This window comes from Schleiferilactobacillus shenzhenensis LY-73, assembly GCF_000469325.1.
GTDB lineage: Bacteria > Bacillota > Bacilli > Lactobacillales > Lactobacillaceae > Schleiferilactobacillus > Schleiferilactobacillus shenzhenensis.
The window spans coordinates 2411-20516 of the sequence record NZ_KI271593.1; the positions used below are offsets into that span (position 1 = coordinate 2411).

The window sequence follows — 18106 nt, forward strand, 5'->3', positions numbered from 1 at the left end:
CGCTTCTGGCTCCGAAAGCACTTCAGCCAGTGAATCTGGTTCGGCTTCTGGTTCTGAAAGCAGCTCGGCAAGTGCCTCTGGTTCTGAATCAAGCAGTACGTCAACCTCTGCATCGACGAGTGCCTCAACGTCTGAATCCACCAGCACTTCTGCTTCTGGTTCGGAAAGCACTTCAACGAGCAATTCTGCATCGGCTTCTAGTTCAGAGAGCAACTCCACGAGTGCATCAGGTTCTGAATCAGGCAGTGCCTCTGGAAGTGAATCAACGTCGGCTTCCGAGTCCGCCAGTACTTCTGCATCGGGCAGTGAATCCACATCTGCATCCGGTTCGGAGAGCGGTTCTAACAGCGCATCGACTTCCGGGTCAACAAGCACTTCGACTTCTGGTTCAGAAAGCAGCTCAACGAGTGGTTCTGAATCTGCCAGTACGTCCGCATCAGGCAGCGAATCCACATCTGCATCCAGTTCAGAGAGTGGTTCTACCAGTGCCTCGACTTCCGAGTCGACCAGTACTTCTGCTTCTGAATCAGAAAGCAGCTCGGAGAGTGGCTCCAGTTCTGAATCTGCCAGCACCTCAGCGTCAGGCAGCGAGTCAACAAGCACTTCGACTTCTGGATCGGAAAGCAGCTCAATGAGCGGCTCCGGTTCTGAATCCACCAGCACTTCTGCATCAGGTAGCGAATCCGCGTCTGCATCCGGTTCAGAGAGCGGTTCTACCAGTGCATCGACTTCCGAGTCAACAAGCACTTCGACTTCTGGATCAGAAAGCAGCTCGACAAGCGGTTCTGGTTCTGAATCTGCCAGCACTTCTGCATCAGGCAGCGAATCCACTTCCGCCTCCGGTTCAGAGAGCGGGTCTACCAGCGCATCGACTTCCGAGTCGACCAGCACTTCGACTTCTGGATCAGAAAGCAGTTCAACGAGCGGCTCCAGTTCTGAATCCACCAGCACGTCTGCATCAGGCAGCGAATCCACTTCCGCCTCCGGTTCAGAGAGCGGTTCTACCAGTGCCTCGACTTCCGAGTCAACAAGCACCTCGACTTCTGGATCAGAAAGTAGTTCAACGAGCGGCTCCAGTTCTGAATCCGCCAGCACTTCTGCATCGGGCAGTGAATCCACATCTGCTTCTGGTTCAGAGAGTGGTTCCACTAGTACATCTGCTTCTGAATCGACGAGCACTTCAACTTCAGGTTCAGAAAGCAGCTCGACAAGCGGTTCCGGTTCGGAATCCACCAGCACTTCTGCATCAAGCAGTGAATCCAATTCCGCGTCTGGTTCAGAGAGCGGTTCTTCCAGTGCTTCGACTTCTGGATCAGAAAGCGGCTCAATGAGCGGTTCTGGTTCTGAATCCGCCAGCACGTCTGCGTCAGGCAGTGAATCCACTTCTGCATCCGATTCAGAAAGTAACTCTAGTTCTGAGTCACATAGCAGTGCTTCGACTTCGGGATCAACGAGTCATTCCGAATCCAGTAGTGCTTCAGCATCTGCCAGTGCGTCCAACTCCGCGTCATCATCCAACAGCAACCAAAGTGTCGCCGTTATTTCCGCTGATTCAGCGACAGTTTATGACGATGCCGGCAATCCCACTGGTCAGACCTTGAAGTTTGATACGTCGTTACAGTCCACTGGGACGAAAGTAGTGAATGGTGTGACGTGGATCCACATTGGTCAAAATCAGTGGATTCGGGCTTCCGATGCCATGCTGAACGGTGAATCACGCAGTCAGCATTACATTGTGACGGTGTCCAATGCGGCAGGGGCGACCTTGTACGCAAACGATGGCACTGTGGTGTCCGGCCGTATCCTTTCTGCCGGAACCAAGTGGAAGACGAACCTGTTCAAGGTAACCAACGGTATCCTGTACTACAACGTGGGGACCAATCTGTGGGTCAAGGCCAATGATATTGGCATCTTCAACTCCATTCGGACGAGCGGTGTCATTGTTGGTTCGGTCATGTTGTACAACGGCTTCGGCAGTAATGCGTCACCAAGCCGAATGCTAGGCGATAATACGTCATGGCAGATTTTCGGCCAAGTGACAGACAGTGATGGCCATTCATGGTACAACCTGGGCAGTAACCAATATGTTCGGGCGGATGCCATCGTGACTGAGGGGCAGCACATTAACCGGGCTGTTCCGCTGGATCACTCCGTGGCGACGGTGAACGGCGACCAGGGTGCGATGCTGTACGACGCTCCAGGCGGTTCGCCGACCTATCGGGTACTCAGCACCAATACCCGGTGGAAGGTCGCTGACATTGCCGCTTCTCGTGACGGCCTCTGGTACTTGGTGGGCGGTCATGAATGGATCAGCGCACTCAGCGTCCACTTCGACGACTAACCGAAACTTCTGTCACTGAGGTGTGAGGTAACACTACGGTTCCACACCAAGCAACAGGAGTCAGAAAAACTGGGTGGTATTATTCCCAACAAGGGGATGACGCCGCCCAGTTTTTTATATTGTTAAAACGAAAAGGCGTGTTGCCGGTTTCTCAAAAGAAACCGGCAACACGCCTTTTCTGATCGCTCATGAGTATTGGATCTTACCCACAAAGGCTTTCTCTTCAGCGGCTGACAAGGCCCTCGCGGTAAAGTATCCATCCCGCAGGAGGACTCCCATGTCATTAACATGGGCCAGCATATCATTGATTGTGTCGGCGGTCAGGCTGGGCAGGACCACGTCCAGGTCATCCAGGCTGCTAATCGTCAGACCTAAGTGATTGGCTTCGATGAACGGGGCAACGGCTGCCTGATCCCAGACGATGGCCGGCATGCCGTGGGAGAGGTAGAGGGACACCTTATGCGGGTGGTTGTACCGAGTATAACTGCCGTATTGACCCATGCCTGAATCACTGTCCCAGGCTAAGCCGAACCCCCGGGGCAGGTGGTTGATCAGATCGTAACGGCTGTAAGCGCCCGGATAGGTGATCTTCGGGTTGTCCCGCAGGCCCTGCATGATTCCCTCGTCAGCCACGCCGACCACTGTAATCGGGGTTTCTTCATGCCAATCTGTCAGAAAGCTGGACTTGAACAGATTGCCAGACAGAAACAGGTCTCCGGTAAACTGATCCGGCTCTGTAAAAAAGCGGTGCCAGTCGTGGTCGTCATCCAAGTAATCCAGCAAATATTGGGAGACCATCGGCGTGGTTACCCCCAGTTCCTTCAGCTTCTCCGCCATGATCGGATTGTGAACGATCAAGACATCGACGGAGTTGAAGTAGGGAATCTCGTCCACGCTATTGCCCTGGTTGGTTCCTCGCAGCACTTCGACGTCGTGAATCAAAAGCACAATTTTGACGCCCCGCGCCCGCATCTGAGTGACAAAGACGGTGTCGAAACGGGGACTGACCAGGGACGGGTATTGGTAGACGACCAGGTCACCATGGGCGACGCCAGCCGTAATCCCGTCGACCCGGGAAGCGATGGCTTGGTCGGATTCGTAATCACTGTTGTAGCGGAAAATATGCAATGGCTCGTAGCCGTTTTTCTGACCAATAGCGGTGATATCGTCTTTGGCCTGGGAAGTGGCGTCCGCAGATTCCCCTTGAATGATGTCTGAGATCCATTTGCGCATAATGAGAAAATCCTTTCTTCAATCGTACTGGACAGTGCCGAATGCGACGACTTGGTGAGCGGCCAGCAAGGCGCGTTGGGTAAAGCTGCCTGTTCGCAAAAGGGCGGCAAAACGGACGACTCGGGCGGTGAGTTTCTTCAGATCATCATCCGACTGGGCCGCAAGCAAACCGTCGATGTCGGCGATGGCATGGACGGCGAAGCCGAGGTGATTAGCCGTCACGAAGGGCGCTACCGCGGCCTCGTCGGAGACGATAACCGGCAGTCCGTGACTGAGGTAGAGCGTTAGCTTGTACGGATTAATGTACTTCGTGTAAGTGAAGAAATTGCCGTAGGCCGAGTCAAGATCCCAGACTAAGCCCAGTCCTTGGCCCAGTGCGGCATTCAATTCATTGCGGTAAAGGGCACCGCGATAATCGATCTGAGGATTAGCTGCGAGTTTATCTGCCAGGCCGCCGTTAGCAATGCCAAACACGGTCACTGGGACGGATTGTGTCCAATCCCCTAAAAAAGCCGACTTGTCCAGGTTGCCCGCGAAAACCAATTGGCGGGTCGCCGCGGGTGCAGGCAAGGGAGTGTCATCCAAGTAATCAAATATGTAATGGGCGACCATCGGTACTGTCACGCCATGGGCCTTCAATACTTGCTCCGTAGCTGGGTTAGGGACGATCAGTGCGGCGGCCTTATTGAAGTAGGCGTATTCATCGAAACCGTCAGGACATTGGTTGCGCAGAGATTCGACGTCATGCACCCAAATGATGATCTTGGTACCGCGCCAATTGAGGCGATCGATGAAGCGAGTCTCAAAGCGCGGGCCGTTATTAGTGGGATACTGGTGAATCAAATAGTCGTCCCCAGAGACAGCCGCTGTGATGCCATCGATGCGCGAATCAACGGCTTGGTCTGATTCGTAATCCCCGTTATACCGGTAGATGTTGATGTAGTCATAACCCACTCGATGGCCAATCGTGGCGACATCGTCGCGGGCTGAAGACGTGGCGTCGACCGTGGGGACTTCAATCATCCGCGTAATCCAATTTGTCATTGCCGTACCTGGCTTTCTGTCAATCTTTGCTGACACTTAAGTTTACCATGTGGGAACGAACTGGGCATCTTCGTGGGTCAAGATGACAGTAGAAGCCCTGAGCATTTTTTTCAAACGCGGCGACTCAATTCACGAAAATGTGAAGCCCATACGAATCACGCGCATGGTACAGTATCCATGATACCTGTCCAGAAAAAAGGTAAGCATCCCCGCCGCCCTTCTCCCCGACGGACTCTACAATGGAACCAACAAGAAAGAAGACTGCAATCCATGGATAAAAAGCTGAAGCAGCGACTCGATCACTTGACCTCCGGAATTCTTGGCAACAAGGGCTTCGTGAAGGCCGTACGAGATCATCCGGCCCAGGTCGGGAACTTGTACGTCACGAATCTGAACACACTTATCGGGATCAGCGAGCAGACCAGTATCACGTTGCGAGATGTCTCCAAGGCGATGCCGCAGATGCGCTCCCGGACGTTGAGCAAAGAGAACTTTGCCCTGTTGTTCCTGGGCGTCGGCCAGCTCTCGCTTGTCAAGCTCATTGTCGAGAACAACGACAAGTACACCCGGTACGGTCGCTGGCTGAAGACCCAGCCGGTGGCCGCGACACTGGGCGCCCGCAAGTTGCGTCGGAAAAGTACCCTGAAGGATCTCGACAGGTTAGTGCGTAACGGTACTTTCACGGCAAATGTACAACAGGCCAGTCACCTGCCCCAAGTGTATAGTGTCATCACCGCCCTGACCGACACGCTGCTGACCGAAGATCCAGGCGCATACACGCCTGCCATGGCGGCACTCAGCGTGCTCATTGAAACATTGGCCCCCAGTATGACGCGATACATCAAACTATCCGTTGCGGCCATGGCAGAATCTGGGATCAACTTCAAACCATTGAAGGAATTGCAAGCTCCCGTCGATGAGGCGTACCGAGCCCTATCCCACCACGGCGTTAATCCTCTGAGTGAGGGACTGCCAGGAGGTATTGCGGCAGAGATGGCCTTGGAGGCAGCAATGCTCAATCAGCGGCTCTATGTCGTTGATTTGTCGGATCTGTATGACCGTTACTTGGCAGAACTCGCGCCGACACAGGGTGATCCCAACCGACCGTCCGTACTCGCTGTGACTTACCGGGCAGAAGCGTTGGCTATCCTCGGTTTGTACGCGTTCCTGGCGCTGCCGGCACAACGGGATTGGCACCTCGTCTTGATCAACGATAACAGCAGCGGCCAGGTCTACAGTAATATCATTGCGGCACTGCGCTATGCCCCCATCGCCAAGCTCCTCGATGACCTGCCGCTGCTAACGATCGATGGCGCACCGCTAGATGGCGATCCCGCAGCAACGAGTCTTTCCGCACCGGATGCCGCCGCGCCAGTGTTTACGGCACTCACCGAGAATGCTAAGTTGGGCAATCTGTTCCGTTACGCCACGATTGCCGACCCGCAGCATCCCACCGCTGATGAGACTGTCTTGGATGTGTTCCATCAGCTGCTGGTGGACTATACCGGTCAATACAATGATGTCGTCGCCCTGCTCCGCAACGAGAAGATCACGGCAGCGGACGTCGCGAACGCCCAAGCCATCGATGCGCTCTACCGGACCCGTATCACTGCTGCAGCGATGCCGTTTTCGACGGAAGAAAAGTTCACGATGCTCATTCACCTCGCCCAGATATTCCGCGTCGTTCTGGGGCATGGACTGAACCAGTACAACAAGCTCCTCAGTGGAATTGTCGCCAATACCGACAAGATGGGAGGGGCAGCCCTGGTGCCAGACATTGAGAAAGACAACCAACTGAAGGCGCTGCGCGCCCAGCTCACCGCTGCTCAAGAGACTGAGCAGCAGCTGAAAAACCGGGTGCAAGAATTGACGACCCTGAATGACCAAGCCGGCCGGGCAGCCGCTGAACGGGACCGGCTCGTCCTGGAGAATCAGGACCAAGAGACGGAGATCACGACCTTGCAGAAGGCCAATGCCGACCTGCAGGAACGGCTGGCCGCGGCCATCAAAAATGGCGGCGGGGAAGAACAGTATGACGAGGCGGCGGTGGCGAAGGTAGTCGCTTTTCTCAACGATCCCGCCGTCGTCGTCATCGGCGGCTACAAGAAGTGGCAGTCCCGGCTGGCAGCCCTGCTGCCGGAAGCCCGCTTCTTCGACACGGATTACCTCAGTTACGACGTGAACATCACCCGCAACGCTAAGGCAGTCCTGCTGAACACCGCCCACCTCAACCACTCGATGTTCAACCGAGTGAAGGAGAATGTGGGCGAGCGCACCAAGCTGCTGTATTCCTTCAGCAACCACGCCAAGCCCGAGCTGGTGCTGGCGACGTTGGCAGAACAGGTGGGGTGAAGAAAGGGGACCGTCTCCAAGCAATTTTTTGGGGGGCGGACAGAATAAAAATTCTAAGGTAATCCGCCGTTCGCAGACCTTCATGCGAACGGCTTTTTATGCCCATCCAAGTCAACGGGGAGGGACCGGCTTCTTTCAATAAATCCAGTTTGAATAAACAATTGTTGTGATAATTGCCGTTTAACCAATTTCACCCATGATAAAATAACAACGTGGACAGATTCGCAATAATGCAAAGAAAAGTGGGAATTTTGCTGGGGCTCTGCATCGCGGGTTTGCTTGGGAGGATAAACGTATATGAAGAATAACACAACGATACGCCGCCAGTGGTGGGCCATACTGGCCTTTGTCGGCGCGTTTCTTTTCTTGGCTTATTATGCAGTGGGCAATGCCGGGGCCGCGCCACCCGCCGACAGTGGATTGCCGCCTTTGGGCAGCACCCTGGCGGCGGTCAACCGCCAGGTGATGGCACTCAGCGCGCCGCAGGATACGGCCGGTATGGGGGTCGTCAAAATCAATCCCCAAACGGCTCAAAATTATTTCACACCGACGGGTACCGTGAACAATAGTCAAACCTACATACCCTATATCTCCACGGACCAGAATGGGAATTGGAGCAACATCGGCCTGACAGACGGGAATACCCAATCCCAAGTCGGGGCCGTGACCCTGAATACGCGGATCGACATGACCAAGGACTTCAACTTTGCGTGGGAGGTCCGCGCCCAGCAAGTCTCACAAGCGTCGGGTTACACAGGGGACGGGATCGGCTTTACCCTGCATCCCACGTACACTGAGGCACATAACGGCGTCGTCCAGGATTTGTATGCCCTGGGCATCAGCGGCGGTTATTTGGGCAGTTCTGATTTAATGAATGCGATGGGATTCAAGATTGATACGAATAACTGGTTCCTCAATAAAGGCGCCTCGGCGTTTGGCGGCAACGTAAGCAGCAGTCCTCAGACTACCGGTTCTTCAGGCCAGATACCGGGCACCTATTATGGCGATCAGTCCCACGTTTCGGGGTGGGATTCAAGCAAAGGTCAAACCAGTCTCCTTGATGTTTACGGCAACGGTGATGCGGTCTTCACGACGGGGACGAATGATGCGTTGAACGGGACGATTAATCGCAGTATTTACAATGATTCCGGCGCCCACGCACCGTTTGGCGCCTTCACTAAGACTGACGCTACCGGGTACTTGACTTATCCCACTTCTGATGAGGGGGCAGAGACAAAAAAACTGAACGGTACAGGAACCAACGTGCCAAACTTGAATCTCACGAACGGTTCCCAAGAGACATGGGTGCCGATGACGATGCACTACACGGCCGCGACTTACCAGTTACGTGTTTCTCTCGGCAGTCTGACCTGGACTCGGACCCTTTCTGAAAACGAGAAAAAGCTGGTTGACCCCAACTATGCCGGCAGTACCGGGACACAGCGGTACTATGCATTGGCTATCCTGGCCTCCACCGGCTGGGCCAAGGCGATTCATGCTATTCGCAACTTGTCCGGATCGTATACGCCTGAGGCTCCCACGCTGATCGTGCGGCAAACCGACGGGAATGGTTCCGACCTGAGCCGGGCTAAAAGTATCACGGCGCTGCAGACCGATGGGACGTATGTGACCAGCAGTCCGACAACGATTGGGCCCCTCGCTAATTACAACGGTTTTCAGGGACAGCTTTCTCACATTCTGATTACCCAATACGATTCCGCGGGTACAGAACACACGAAGAAGGTGCCTGCCAGCGATATTCAGGCCACCAGCAGTACTTGGCAATATACCGCCCACGCCGGTTCTGATATTTCACCAATCACCTTCGTCTCGTATGTCTATTGCCGCACCGATGTTCAGCCGACCGTGGCGTTCACCTACGGCAGCGGCGCGAGCGCGGTCAATGTGGCGGCGGGCGGTACCGTACAGGTGACGGCGACGCTGACGAATCCCGCGGGCACCGGTACGGGCAATACCAATGGCGGGCCCGTGGCTTGGGAGACACCCCAGATCAAGGACCGTATCGCCGATGCCCTGACCTTGGTCAATCCGCCCACGGGCGTGAAGAAAGTCGGCCAGTATCTGGTGATCGACTTTCCCACAATTGCCCGGGGTACATCGCGCCAAGTGACGTTCACCCTTCAGTACAACGGTACTAAGACCGCTCGGTTGGTGGCCGGGCAGGCGGGCAGCAGTGCCGCATACCCGCTTCAGCTGGGGAACAGTGCCTACATATACGATCATTCAACGTTTATCACACCGTATAACGATAAGCAGGATAGTACGGGCACCGCGCTCCCCAGCAGTTACTTTTACCGAGCCAGTACGACTGACGCCCCGGATGCGGCAGCCAATACCCCGTTGCCATCACCCTATACCGCCATGGATATGAACAACTATGTGCCGAAGTACGGCGCGTTGCCTGCCAGTAAGCTGGGTCAAGCCAATTTCTATTACTGGGACTTGCAGCACAAGAACGCTGCGGGTACCGTAACGACCATGGATCCCATTCGGAACGTTCACCCGGACGGCCCCATCACTGAGGATTGGCCGCCGTCGTCTGTCACCGGCTACCTGGGGGATACCATCGACGAAGCCTTACCCGCCAGCCAAGCCATCGTTTATCCCGGCACTCGGGGCAAGAGTCCGGCACCGGCCATTGGGGACTATGCCTACCTCGGTTATTATGCCTATGATGGTTCCCAGACCGGTACACCCCTCGGCAGTACCTGGACCGGGTACAGCACCGCCACGGCGGCTGCGGCCGCAAATCCGACGCTGTATTACCAGGTACCCGACACGGCCAGTCCCCAGCAGACCGTCGCCTTCATTTACGGTAAGAAACAAGCCTACCTCAGCCTGACCCTCAATCCGGCCAATCTGAACTTTGGCCAGCATGCCGTGGGTGAAGCGACGCGCGCCGGCGGCCTCAGTCCCACAACCACCAACCAGTTCAGCGTCACGGTGGCTGACGCTCGGGGCAGCCTGATTCCCGGCAGCAACAACTGGACCCTCAGCGTAGCCAACAGTGACGGGTTGAGAAATGGCACCAACACCATCGTCGGTGCCCAGATCAAGCTGCCAGTCGCGCCGAATCAGACCAGTAACGCCGCCAGTCAAGCCGCCACGCTGGTGATGAACGGGACCAGTACCCCGGTGATCGTCGCCCGGAACGCCGCGGCCAACAGCGGCGGCGGCACCATGACCTGGCCCAGCGGTCGGATTCAGATGATTATTCCCCAGCAGAGCAGTGTCGCCAGCGGGCAGTACACCGGGACGATGGTGTGGACGCTGAGTGATGGGTTGTAGAGAAAAGTGATGATGAACCGCTCCCGGTATTTGCGGGAGCGGTTTTTCTTTGCCCAACAGCCCAAAATGATACTGCTTTCACAACCCAATTGCGGTATACTCAATGCAATATTGCCCAGCGGAAGGGAGTACTAACGTGAAATTCGACATTCGTGACCAATTCTATATTGACGACCAGCCGGTGAAACTCATCTCGGGGGCGCTGCATTATTTCCGGACCACGCCAGGGAAATGGCGCCAGGCCTTGCATAACCTGCGGGCGATGGGCGGCAACACGGTGGAGACTTACATCCCTTGGAATCTCCACGAACCGGAGCAGGGACAGTTCAATTTCTCCTGGATCGCCGACTTGCCGGCGTTCATCCAAATGGCGGCGGACGAGGGCTTGTACGTGATTCTGCGGCCGGGTCCCTACATCTGTGCCGAATGGGAATACGGCGGCTATCCCTATTGGCTGCTGAACACGACCAAGCGGGTCCGCAGTCAAGATCCCCAGTATATGCAAGCCGTTACCGACTACTTCAACGTGCTGCTGCCGAAGATTGCGCCCTATCAGTACACCCAGGGCGGGCCGGTGCTGATGCTCCAGGTAGAAAACGAGTATGGCTCCTACGGCAACGACAAGCGGTACCTGCAAGACCATATCGACCTGATTCGCCGCAACGGCATCGACATTCCCCTGTTCACCGCTGATGGGGCGTGGCAGCCGATGATTGCGGACGGCAACGCCATCGATCAAGGGGTCACGGAGACGCTCACCTTCGGCTCCGACGCCGCTGGGAGCTTCGCCGAGCTGGATGACTATATGGCCGACCATCACCCCGGCTGGGAGTATCCCCTGATGTGCATGGAATTCTGGGACAGCTGGTTCAACAACTGGGGTAAGCCGCCCGTGCGCCGCAGTGCCGAAGAGACGGCCAGCGAAGTCGGTCAAGTGCTGGATCGCGGCAGCATCAATCTCTACATGTTCCACGGCGGCACGAACTTCGGCTTCATGAATGGTGCCAATTACAGTGAGAAAGACGGCTACCACCCCCAGGTGACGGCTTACGATTACGATGGTCCACTGACCGAAGATGCCAACCCGAACAAGAAGTTCGCTGCGCTGCGCGAGGTCATCGAAGAAAAGGGCTTGGCCGGCGAACTGCCGGCACCGATCGTCACCCAGCCCGCGGCCTATCCCACGGTACCGTTGCGAGACAAGGTCAGTTTGTTCAATACACTGCCCACGCTGGCGCCGGACCCGGTCGTCAGTGATCAGCCGCTGACGATGGAGGAACTGCATCAGGCTTATGGCTACGTTTTGTACGAAAGTGTCGCGCCGATCCGCCAGGCCGAAGAATCTCGGCTAACGATCCAGGATAGTACCGACCGGCTGCAGCTTTTCTTGAACCACACGTGGCAAGCCACCCGCGGGTTCAGCCTGCAGGCGTTCAGCACGAAAATTACCGTGCCGACGGCGGACATGCATGTCCAGGTCCTTTCTGAAAACCAAGGGCGCATCAATTATGGTCCCGAGATGATCTCGCCCCTGCAGCGGCGGGGGATTCGCGGGGGCATTCGCCAGGACTCGGCGTATATTGCTCACTGGCGCCATTATTCACTGCCGCTGCAAACACCGGCAGGGGTGGACTTCAACCAGGACTGGGCGCCGCATCAGCCGGCGTTTTACTGGTTTACCCTGACCCTTGACAAGGCACCCCAGGACACTTTCATCGACATCGCCAAGATGGGCAAGGGCGTCATCTTCGTCAACGGGTTCAACATCGGCCGTTTCTGGGAGATTGGCCCGGATTTAACGATGTACGTGCCTTACGATTTATTGAAGCAGGGGCAGAACGAAATCATTGTGTTCGAGACGGAAGGGCGGCCCATTTCTGAACTGCGCTTCAGCAGTCGCGCCGTCAAGATGGAGGGGAAGTAACCATGTGGTGGCAAGAAGCAGTGGTCTATCAGATCTATCCCCGGTCGTTCCAGGACAGTAATGGGGACGGCATCGGGGACTTGAACGGGATTCGCCAGCGGCTGGATTATCTGCAGCGGCTGGGGGTGGACGTGCTCTGGCTCAGTCCAGTGTATCAGTCGCCCAATGACGATAATGGGTATGACATCAGCGACTACGAGCGCATCATGGCGGACTTCGGTACGATGGCGGACTTCGACGCGCTCTTGGCCGAAGCCCACGCGCGGGGGTTGAAGATCGTTATGGACTTGGTCGTCAACCACACCTCGGACGAGCACCGCTGGTTCGCCGAGAGCCGCTCATCCCGGAATAATCCGTACCGGGACTACTATATTTGGCGGGATCCGGTGAACGGCGGGCTGCCCAATGATTGGGAATCGTCTTTCTCAGGCAGCGCCTGGTCTTATGATGAAGGGACCCAGCAGTATTACCTGCATATGTTTTCCAAGAAACAGCCTGACCTGAATTGGCGTAACCCGGCGATGCGTCAAGACATCTACACTATGATGACCTGGTGGCTGGATAAGGGTATCGACGGGTTCCGCATGGACGTCATCAACTTCATCTCGAAGCCTGAGGATTTCAGCGTGCCTGGGGCCCACGGCAGTCAGGATCAGGTCCACCAGTATTTGGAAGAAATGAACCAGCAAGTACTCAGCCATTACGACATTATGACCGTGGGCGAGACGCCTGGGGTGACGCCAGAAGGGGCGCTGCGCTTTGCTGGATTCGACACTCACGAACTGAACATGGTCTTCCAGTTCGCCCACATGGGGATCGACCTGGATCCCGAGTATGGCCGGTGGAAGCCGCGGGCGTGGCACCTTTCTGACCTGAAAGCGATCATGAGCCGGTGGCAGACAGCGCTGAATGGGCAGGCGTGGAATTCGTTGTACTGGAACAATCATGACCAGCCCCGGGTGGTGTCCCGCTTCGGCAATGATACGCCAGAATACCGTGTGCGCTCGGCCAAGATGCTGGGGGCCGTGCTTCATTACCAGCAGGGGACGCCGTATATCTATCAGGGCGAAGAACTGGGGATGACCAACGCCGCCAACTTCACGTCGCTGGCAGATTACCGGGACATTGAGACGCTCAATGCCTACCAAGAATTAGTCGTGGACCAGGAAGAAATTACTCCGGCGGATATGCTGACCGCCATGCATAAAAATTCCCGGGACAATTCCCGGACGCCGATGCAGTGGGATGATTCGGCCAACGCCGGCTTCACCTCGACGGGCGTCACGCCGTGGATCGGGTTGAACGACCGTTATCCTGAGATCAATGCGGCGGCTGCCTTGGCCGACCCGGATTCTGTGTTCTATTTCTACCAGGAAATGAATCGCTTGCGGCGGGAATATCCCATCATCACGTACGGGGATTACACGCTGCTGGCACCGGAGGATGAAGCGGTCTGGACGTATGAACGCCGCGATCATGGTCAGCGATTGTGTCTGACCGCCAACTTTACGGACCAAACGGTAAACCGGGCCGAAGCCGCTGCGCCAGAGGGCGGCCGTCTGTTGCAAAGCAATTATGCTGACGACGCGGGGGAGGCCTTACGCCCCTACGAAGTGAAAGTATATCTGCAAGAATAGCGGGAACACCGCCGCAGTGCCTGATCATTCAGGCGTTGCGGCCGTATTTTGGATGCCTGCGTCGGGCCGTGCCCCGGCCATCGAAAGTAAGCTGGTCAAAGGTCGCCGGTACTATCGCATTAAAGAGGGCATCGCGTATGACACGTACTTCGAGCATGACGAGCACTATACGAAAATGCTGCACATCACCGACGACTCGCCGGATGTTCCTGCCGTCCCCGTTGAAATGAAGCGATACTACTGACTCTGGGTAATCACCCACAAAAGAAAAACAGCCAGGAAAGTGTGCATTCTGCATCTGGTTCCTGGCTGTTGCTGGCTGGATTTGGTTTTGCTGTTGATGCTCAGAAGGATCGGCCAGCGAAGGGCGGGGTAGTATTGGCACTCTTCACCCGGCTCGTGGTCAACCGCTGCCTCCTTTAGGGGGTGGTGGTTACCGTGCAGCGATCGTGGCCGACAAAGTTTGTCCTTAATCATCAGAAGAAGCCAAATAAATCCCGTGCGGCAATCAATGCTTGCTGTAGTTCAACACGGCTCGCCCGTTCGATAATGCTTCCATTTCGGGCTTCGTAATCATAGCCCAAAGGCGTGAAAACGACGTAACCGTGTATTTTATGCGGACCCAACTTAATTGTCGGGAAATCATTCTTAGGTTTATTGCTGGTAATTGGGAACCCCACGATAAAACCAGTTCTCCGATTGTAGACCCCATCACTGATGACGAGCATTGGCCGCATGGTATTACCCTGTTGGGTATTGTGTCCACCATATTCGTGCCCAGCGTGCGGTTCTGCATTGATCCAGATTAACGCGCCTTGATCAGGCAGACCCTCAATTCCAGACATTTTCATGGCCCATCAGATCACCTTGATCGCTAACCCCCAAATCAAGTAAAGCAGCACGAAAATCTTGCTCTGGATGCTGGGCAAAGATATTTTTCCGCACTGGGATGAAAGAAATGACACCGTTATTGTCGCGGACCGGTTCAAATTCAACATTTTCTCCAATGCCGAAACTGGCGGGGACTGTAATCATAATGGAGTTCCCTTGCCTTCTTGTTTTAACAACCATGTTGATCACCTCAAGGTAATTATATACGTAATTACTTGTTGACGCCACCAAAAACAGCCAGAAAGGCGTGCATTTCTGCATTCGTTCCTGGCTGTTGCTGGCCGGATTTAGTGTTGCTGTTGACGCTCAGAAGGATCAGGCGCCGGAAGGCAGGATATTCTTGGTACTCGTCCCGCGGTTAACAGCAAGAGCATGTTGAGACGAAATGCAGACAGGCTTATTTCTTTTGCCACGTACCATGGTCGGCCCGCACATACTGCCCGCCGCCCACGTCATGATACCAATGACCGTCATTCAGCTGCCGTTTGCCAAATGTCTGCCAACGGCTTCCCGCCTTGATGATCTGCACTGGGCGGTTACTCGTCGTCCACGTGGCGATCGCCCACTTGGGTTTGTCGGGATGGCGCACGGTAAACACCCCGCGCGTCATATCCACGACGACGGCGTCACTCGCCTTAACGAACTGTTCACCACCTAGATGGTAGCCAACGACCTGCCCATCAGCATCAACGACTTCGCGATAGGCTTGCCAACGGGTATCTCGGCCTAACACTCGGTCGGTCTTGACCTTGGCGGCTTTGTCTTTATACAGCACAGCGGTCTGCTTCACCGCGACGACTTGTCGTGCTTCCCGCATCGTCAGCAGGTCACCGATTGGGGGTACGATGCCCGGCGGATCGACTTCCGGGTCCGGCTCGATCGGCGGGACCACCACTGGCGGTACTGGCTTCTCCGGCTCCGGTTCGGGGTCTGGTACTTCCGGGTCAGGAGTCTCCGGTTCGGGTCCAGGGTCTGGTATTTCAGGATCAGGATTTTCTGGCTCCGGTTCAGGGTCTGGCACCTCGGGGTCAGGAATCTCTGGTTCCGGCTCAGGGTCAGGATCGGGGTCAACTGGCGGTATCGGTTTCTCCGGTTCTGGGTCGGGATCAGGGACAACGGGTGGCTTCGGCTTTGGGTAAAGAATGATCTGAATATCTTCATACGTGTTCAACTCGACCCGCAAGTCATCGGGATGCAATGCCCTATAGTCGGCAGCGAGATATGCCGGGATCTCGGCTATCCCCACGTCACCATAGTAGCCTCTGACTACCTCATGTCCGAGCGCGCCGTTGTGCTCATTTCTAAAGTCCACTGTTCGGTAAACCATTTGGCGCACTACCGGAATGATGTCTTCCGTATCATCCGTAATGATCGCCGTTTCTTCGACATCCTCAGCCAACTCGTACCCCGTCGGCAAATACTCTGTCCGATCATAAGTCTCCGCGGCTGTCCCGGTGATTGTCTCCTGCCCAATGGTCTTGCCGGCGTATTGATAGGTCAGCGTTTTGTGATATTTTTTTGGTGCAATGACCCGGAGCTGGTACTTAGTCGCATGGCTTATCTCCAAATGGCGTGGCTCGCCATCTGCGAGCCGGTACACCGTGTCCGCAATGGCCTGCTGCGTATCGTACTTTGTACCATACGGTCTTTTCACCGTGTACTTTTGTAATACTTCACCAGTTTCATGGTCGACCAACCAAAGCTCAAAAGACATTTCCTTGACCTTAACTTGGACCACGAACGGTTCGTTATCCAGGAACTCAACGGTCGGTGCTTTACCAACAAATTGATACCCTGTATTTGGCGGCGGCAATACCTGCTTCTTGGCAAACGGCAGCCCGGACATCGTCCACGTCGACACGACGTCATCGCCCGCCTTATATTGAATCTGCTTACTGAATTCCTGAGTCGTACTGTAAACCTGATACGTCAGCGGTGTTTCATCCACCGGGTAGATGGTCGTGATCGGCTTTCCATAAAATGCATAGTTCCGCGGTGCCTGGACGACATACTTCGCCTCCTTGGGCACATCAGTTACAACGCGCCCGATTTCCTTGCCGCTAAAATAATCCACAAAGATGATCGGCTTTTTGATCGTCGCCGCCCGACTGATACTCTCGCCGGCCGCTGACGTCGCTTGTACTACTGCCGGCCCGGCCAGCGGTCCCAGCAAACTCACCACTAACGCGCCGGCGACCCAGCGCTTACCAGTCTTATACAACCGGTATCGTACTTTTTGGTTCATAAGAAAAGGCCTCCTTCAATTCGGGGGGTCCACAACTGACTTCAATTTCACTGTATCATGCTGACCAGCAGTAAAGGGTATCATCATTCTTCTGTATTTCACGGATTTCTGTGACAATCCGAGGCACGCACACCGCCTATGGATCGTGCCGACGAGGGCATACCACCCAACCTTGCTTGATTCAACGTTTACCAACTTTGGGTAAGGGCCATGGTAAGCGGCGGACCAGACAATAATGAGCAGCAGCCCAGAAAGCAAGCACTTCTGCTTCCTTTCCGGGCTGCTGCCGGCCTAATCAGATTCAGTTTTCGTCTGTCCTGTATCCCCAGACCTAAGCGCACCTGTGAACGACGAAAAGTAACATAAACATACAAGGGAGCCAATGATGAGTCACGACACCGACATTATCTAACGCTACGATTCTTTCCTTTTGTCTCGCGCAGTTGTTTAGAAATGCCCTGCATCCGTAACTCAATCTGGTTCAGCTCTTCAGCATCCGCCACCAAGGCCTGGGCATGTTTTTCCACTTCTGCCGGATCCATATCCGTTTTGTACCGCAGACGGTGTTCCAAACTGGCCCACATATCCATGCCCACGGACCGGATCTGCACCTCCACCGGCACCTGGTATGTCCCCCGGGCTTGGAAGACTGGCACCGACACGACGATATGCAGACTCCGGTAGCCGCTGGGTTTGGGCTGTGCAATATAGTCCTTCCTCTCGACCAACGTGACGTCGGTCTGTGAGACCAGGGAGCGCTCGATTTCGTAGACGTCATCGATATAGTTGGTAACGACCCGAATCCCCGCGATATCGAAGATGTGGTCTTCCACATTTTCAATGCTGAATTCGTAATCCTTGCGCCGCATTTTCTCGACCAGACTGTGGATCGACTTGGTCCGTTCCTCAATGTGGTGAATCGGATTATAATCGTAGGTCATGGCGTAATCGTCGTCCAGGTTTTCCAATTTCGTGCCAATCTCATTGGCCCCCGCCTGGCGCAGCTCATATAGGTGCAGTAACCGGCTGAAGTCGGCGAACTGGTCCTGCAAACCGAATTGCCGCGCCTCGGTTTCAATCTGTTTGAGCGAGAAGAAATTGTTGCGTTCCAGAATCATCGCGGATACCTC

At 55.2% G+C, this 18106-nt stretch carries 13 protein-coding genes; 6 read left to right on the forward strand and 7 right to left on the reverse strand.

Annotated elements, in window-relative coordinates; translation table 11 throughout:
* Positions 1-1383, reverse strand: a 1383-nt coding sequence (locus L248_RS16085) for a hypothetical protein (protein ID WP_051999967.1), incomplete at its 3' end; no start/stop codon positions are given.
* A 265-nt stretch (positions 1384-1648) separates the two neighbouring features.
* On the opposite strand from L248_RS16085, the gene L248_RS16090 reads away from it, so the two are divergent.
* Positions 1649-2341 carry an SLAP domain-containing protein gene (locus L248_RS16090; RefSeq protein WP_040535990.1) on the forward strand — a complete coding sequence of 231 codons (693 nt, stop codon included), beginning with the start codon at positions 1649-1651 and terminating at the stop codon, positions 2339-2341.
* Positions 2342-2527: 186 nt separating this feature from the next.
* Here the strand turns inward: L248_RS16090 and L248_RS09325 are convergent, their stop codons facing one another.
* Both L248_RS09325 and L248_RS09330 read right to left on the reverse strand, forming a co-directional pair.
* Positions 2528-3574, reverse strand: coding sequence for a glycosyltransferase (locus L248_RS09325; RefSeq protein WP_022529950.1), 1047 nt, complete (start codon positions 3572-3574; stop codon positions 2528-2530).
* 18 nt (positions 3575-3592) lie between these two features.
* The gene (locus L248_RS09330) at positions 3593-4618 is read right to left on the reverse strand and encodes a glycosyltransferase (RefSeq protein WP_040535993.1); all 1026 of its coding nucleotides are present in this window, start codon (positions 4616-4618) and stop codon (positions 3593-3595) included.
* 270 nt (positions 4619-4888) lie between these two features.
* On the opposite strand from L248_RS09330, the gene L248_RS09335 reads away from it, so the two are divergent.
* From L248_RS09335 to L248_RS09355, 5 genes are all read left to right on the forward strand, one after another.
* A complete protein-coding gene (locus tag L248_RS09335; protein WP_022529952.1) occupies positions 4889-6970 on the forward strand; it encodes a hypothetical protein in 2082 nt (693 codons plus the stop codon).
* A gap of 297 nt (positions 6971-7267) precedes the next feature.
* Positions 7268-10279, forward strand: coding sequence for a WxL domain-containing protein (locus L248_RS09340; RefSeq protein WP_022529953.1), 3012 nt, complete (start codon positions 7268-7270; stop codon positions 10277-10279).
* A 136-nt stretch (positions 10280-10415) separates the two neighbouring features.
* Positions 10416-12203: a glycoside hydrolase family 35 protein gene (locus L248_RS09345; RefSeq protein ID WP_022529954.1), complete on the forward strand. Its 1788-nt coding sequence runs from the start codon at positions 10416-10418 to the stop codon at positions 12201-12203.
* 2 nt (positions 12204-12205) lie between these two features.
* Positions 12206-13840 carry a glycoside hydrolase family 13 protein gene (locus L248_RS09350; protein ID WP_022529955.1) on the forward strand — a complete coding sequence of 545 codons (1635 nt, stop codon included), beginning with the start codon at positions 12206-12208 and terminating at the stop codon, positions 13838-13840.
* 16 nt (positions 13841-13856) lie between these two features.
* Positions 13857-14084: a hypothetical protein gene (locus L248_RS09355; RefSeq protein WP_155828618.1), complete on the forward strand. Its 228-nt coding sequence runs from the start codon at positions 13857-13859 to the stop codon at positions 14082-14084.
* A 232-nt stretch (positions 14085-14316) separates the two neighbouring features.
* On the opposite strand, the gene L248_RS09360 is transcribed toward L248_RS09355, so the two are convergent.
* From L248_RS09360 to L248_RS09380, 4 genes are all read right to left on the reverse strand, one after another.
* Positions 14317-14691 carry a type II toxin-antitoxin system PemK/MazF family toxin gene (locus L248_RS09360; RefSeq protein WP_245585297.1) on the reverse strand — a complete coding sequence of 125 codons (375 nt, stop codon included), beginning with the start codon at positions 14689-14691 and terminating at the stop codon, positions 14317-14319.
* Complete coding sequence (gene mazE / locus L248_RS09365; protein ID WP_040536030.1) at positions 14672-14911, reverse strand: type II toxin-antitoxin system PemI/MazE family antitoxin; 240 nt, start codon at positions 14909-14911, stop codon at positions 14672-14674. The genes L248_RS09360 and mazE overlap by 20 nt, the downstream gene beginning before the upstream one ends.
* A gap of 217 nt (positions 14912-15128) precedes the next feature.
* Positions 15129-16976, reverse strand: a complete 1848-nt coding sequence (locus L248_RS15245; RefSeq protein ID WP_022529960.1) for a KxYKxGKxW signal peptide domain-containing protein — start codon at positions 16974-16976, stop codon at positions 15129-15131.
* A gap of 404 nt (positions 16977-17380) precedes the next feature.
* On the reverse strand, positions 17381-18094 hold the full coding sequence (locus L248_RS09380; protein ID WP_040535999.1) for a GTP pyrophosphokinase: 714 nt from the start codon (positions 18092-18094) through the stop codon (positions 17381-17383).
* Positions 18095-18106: the final 12 nt, after the last annotated feature.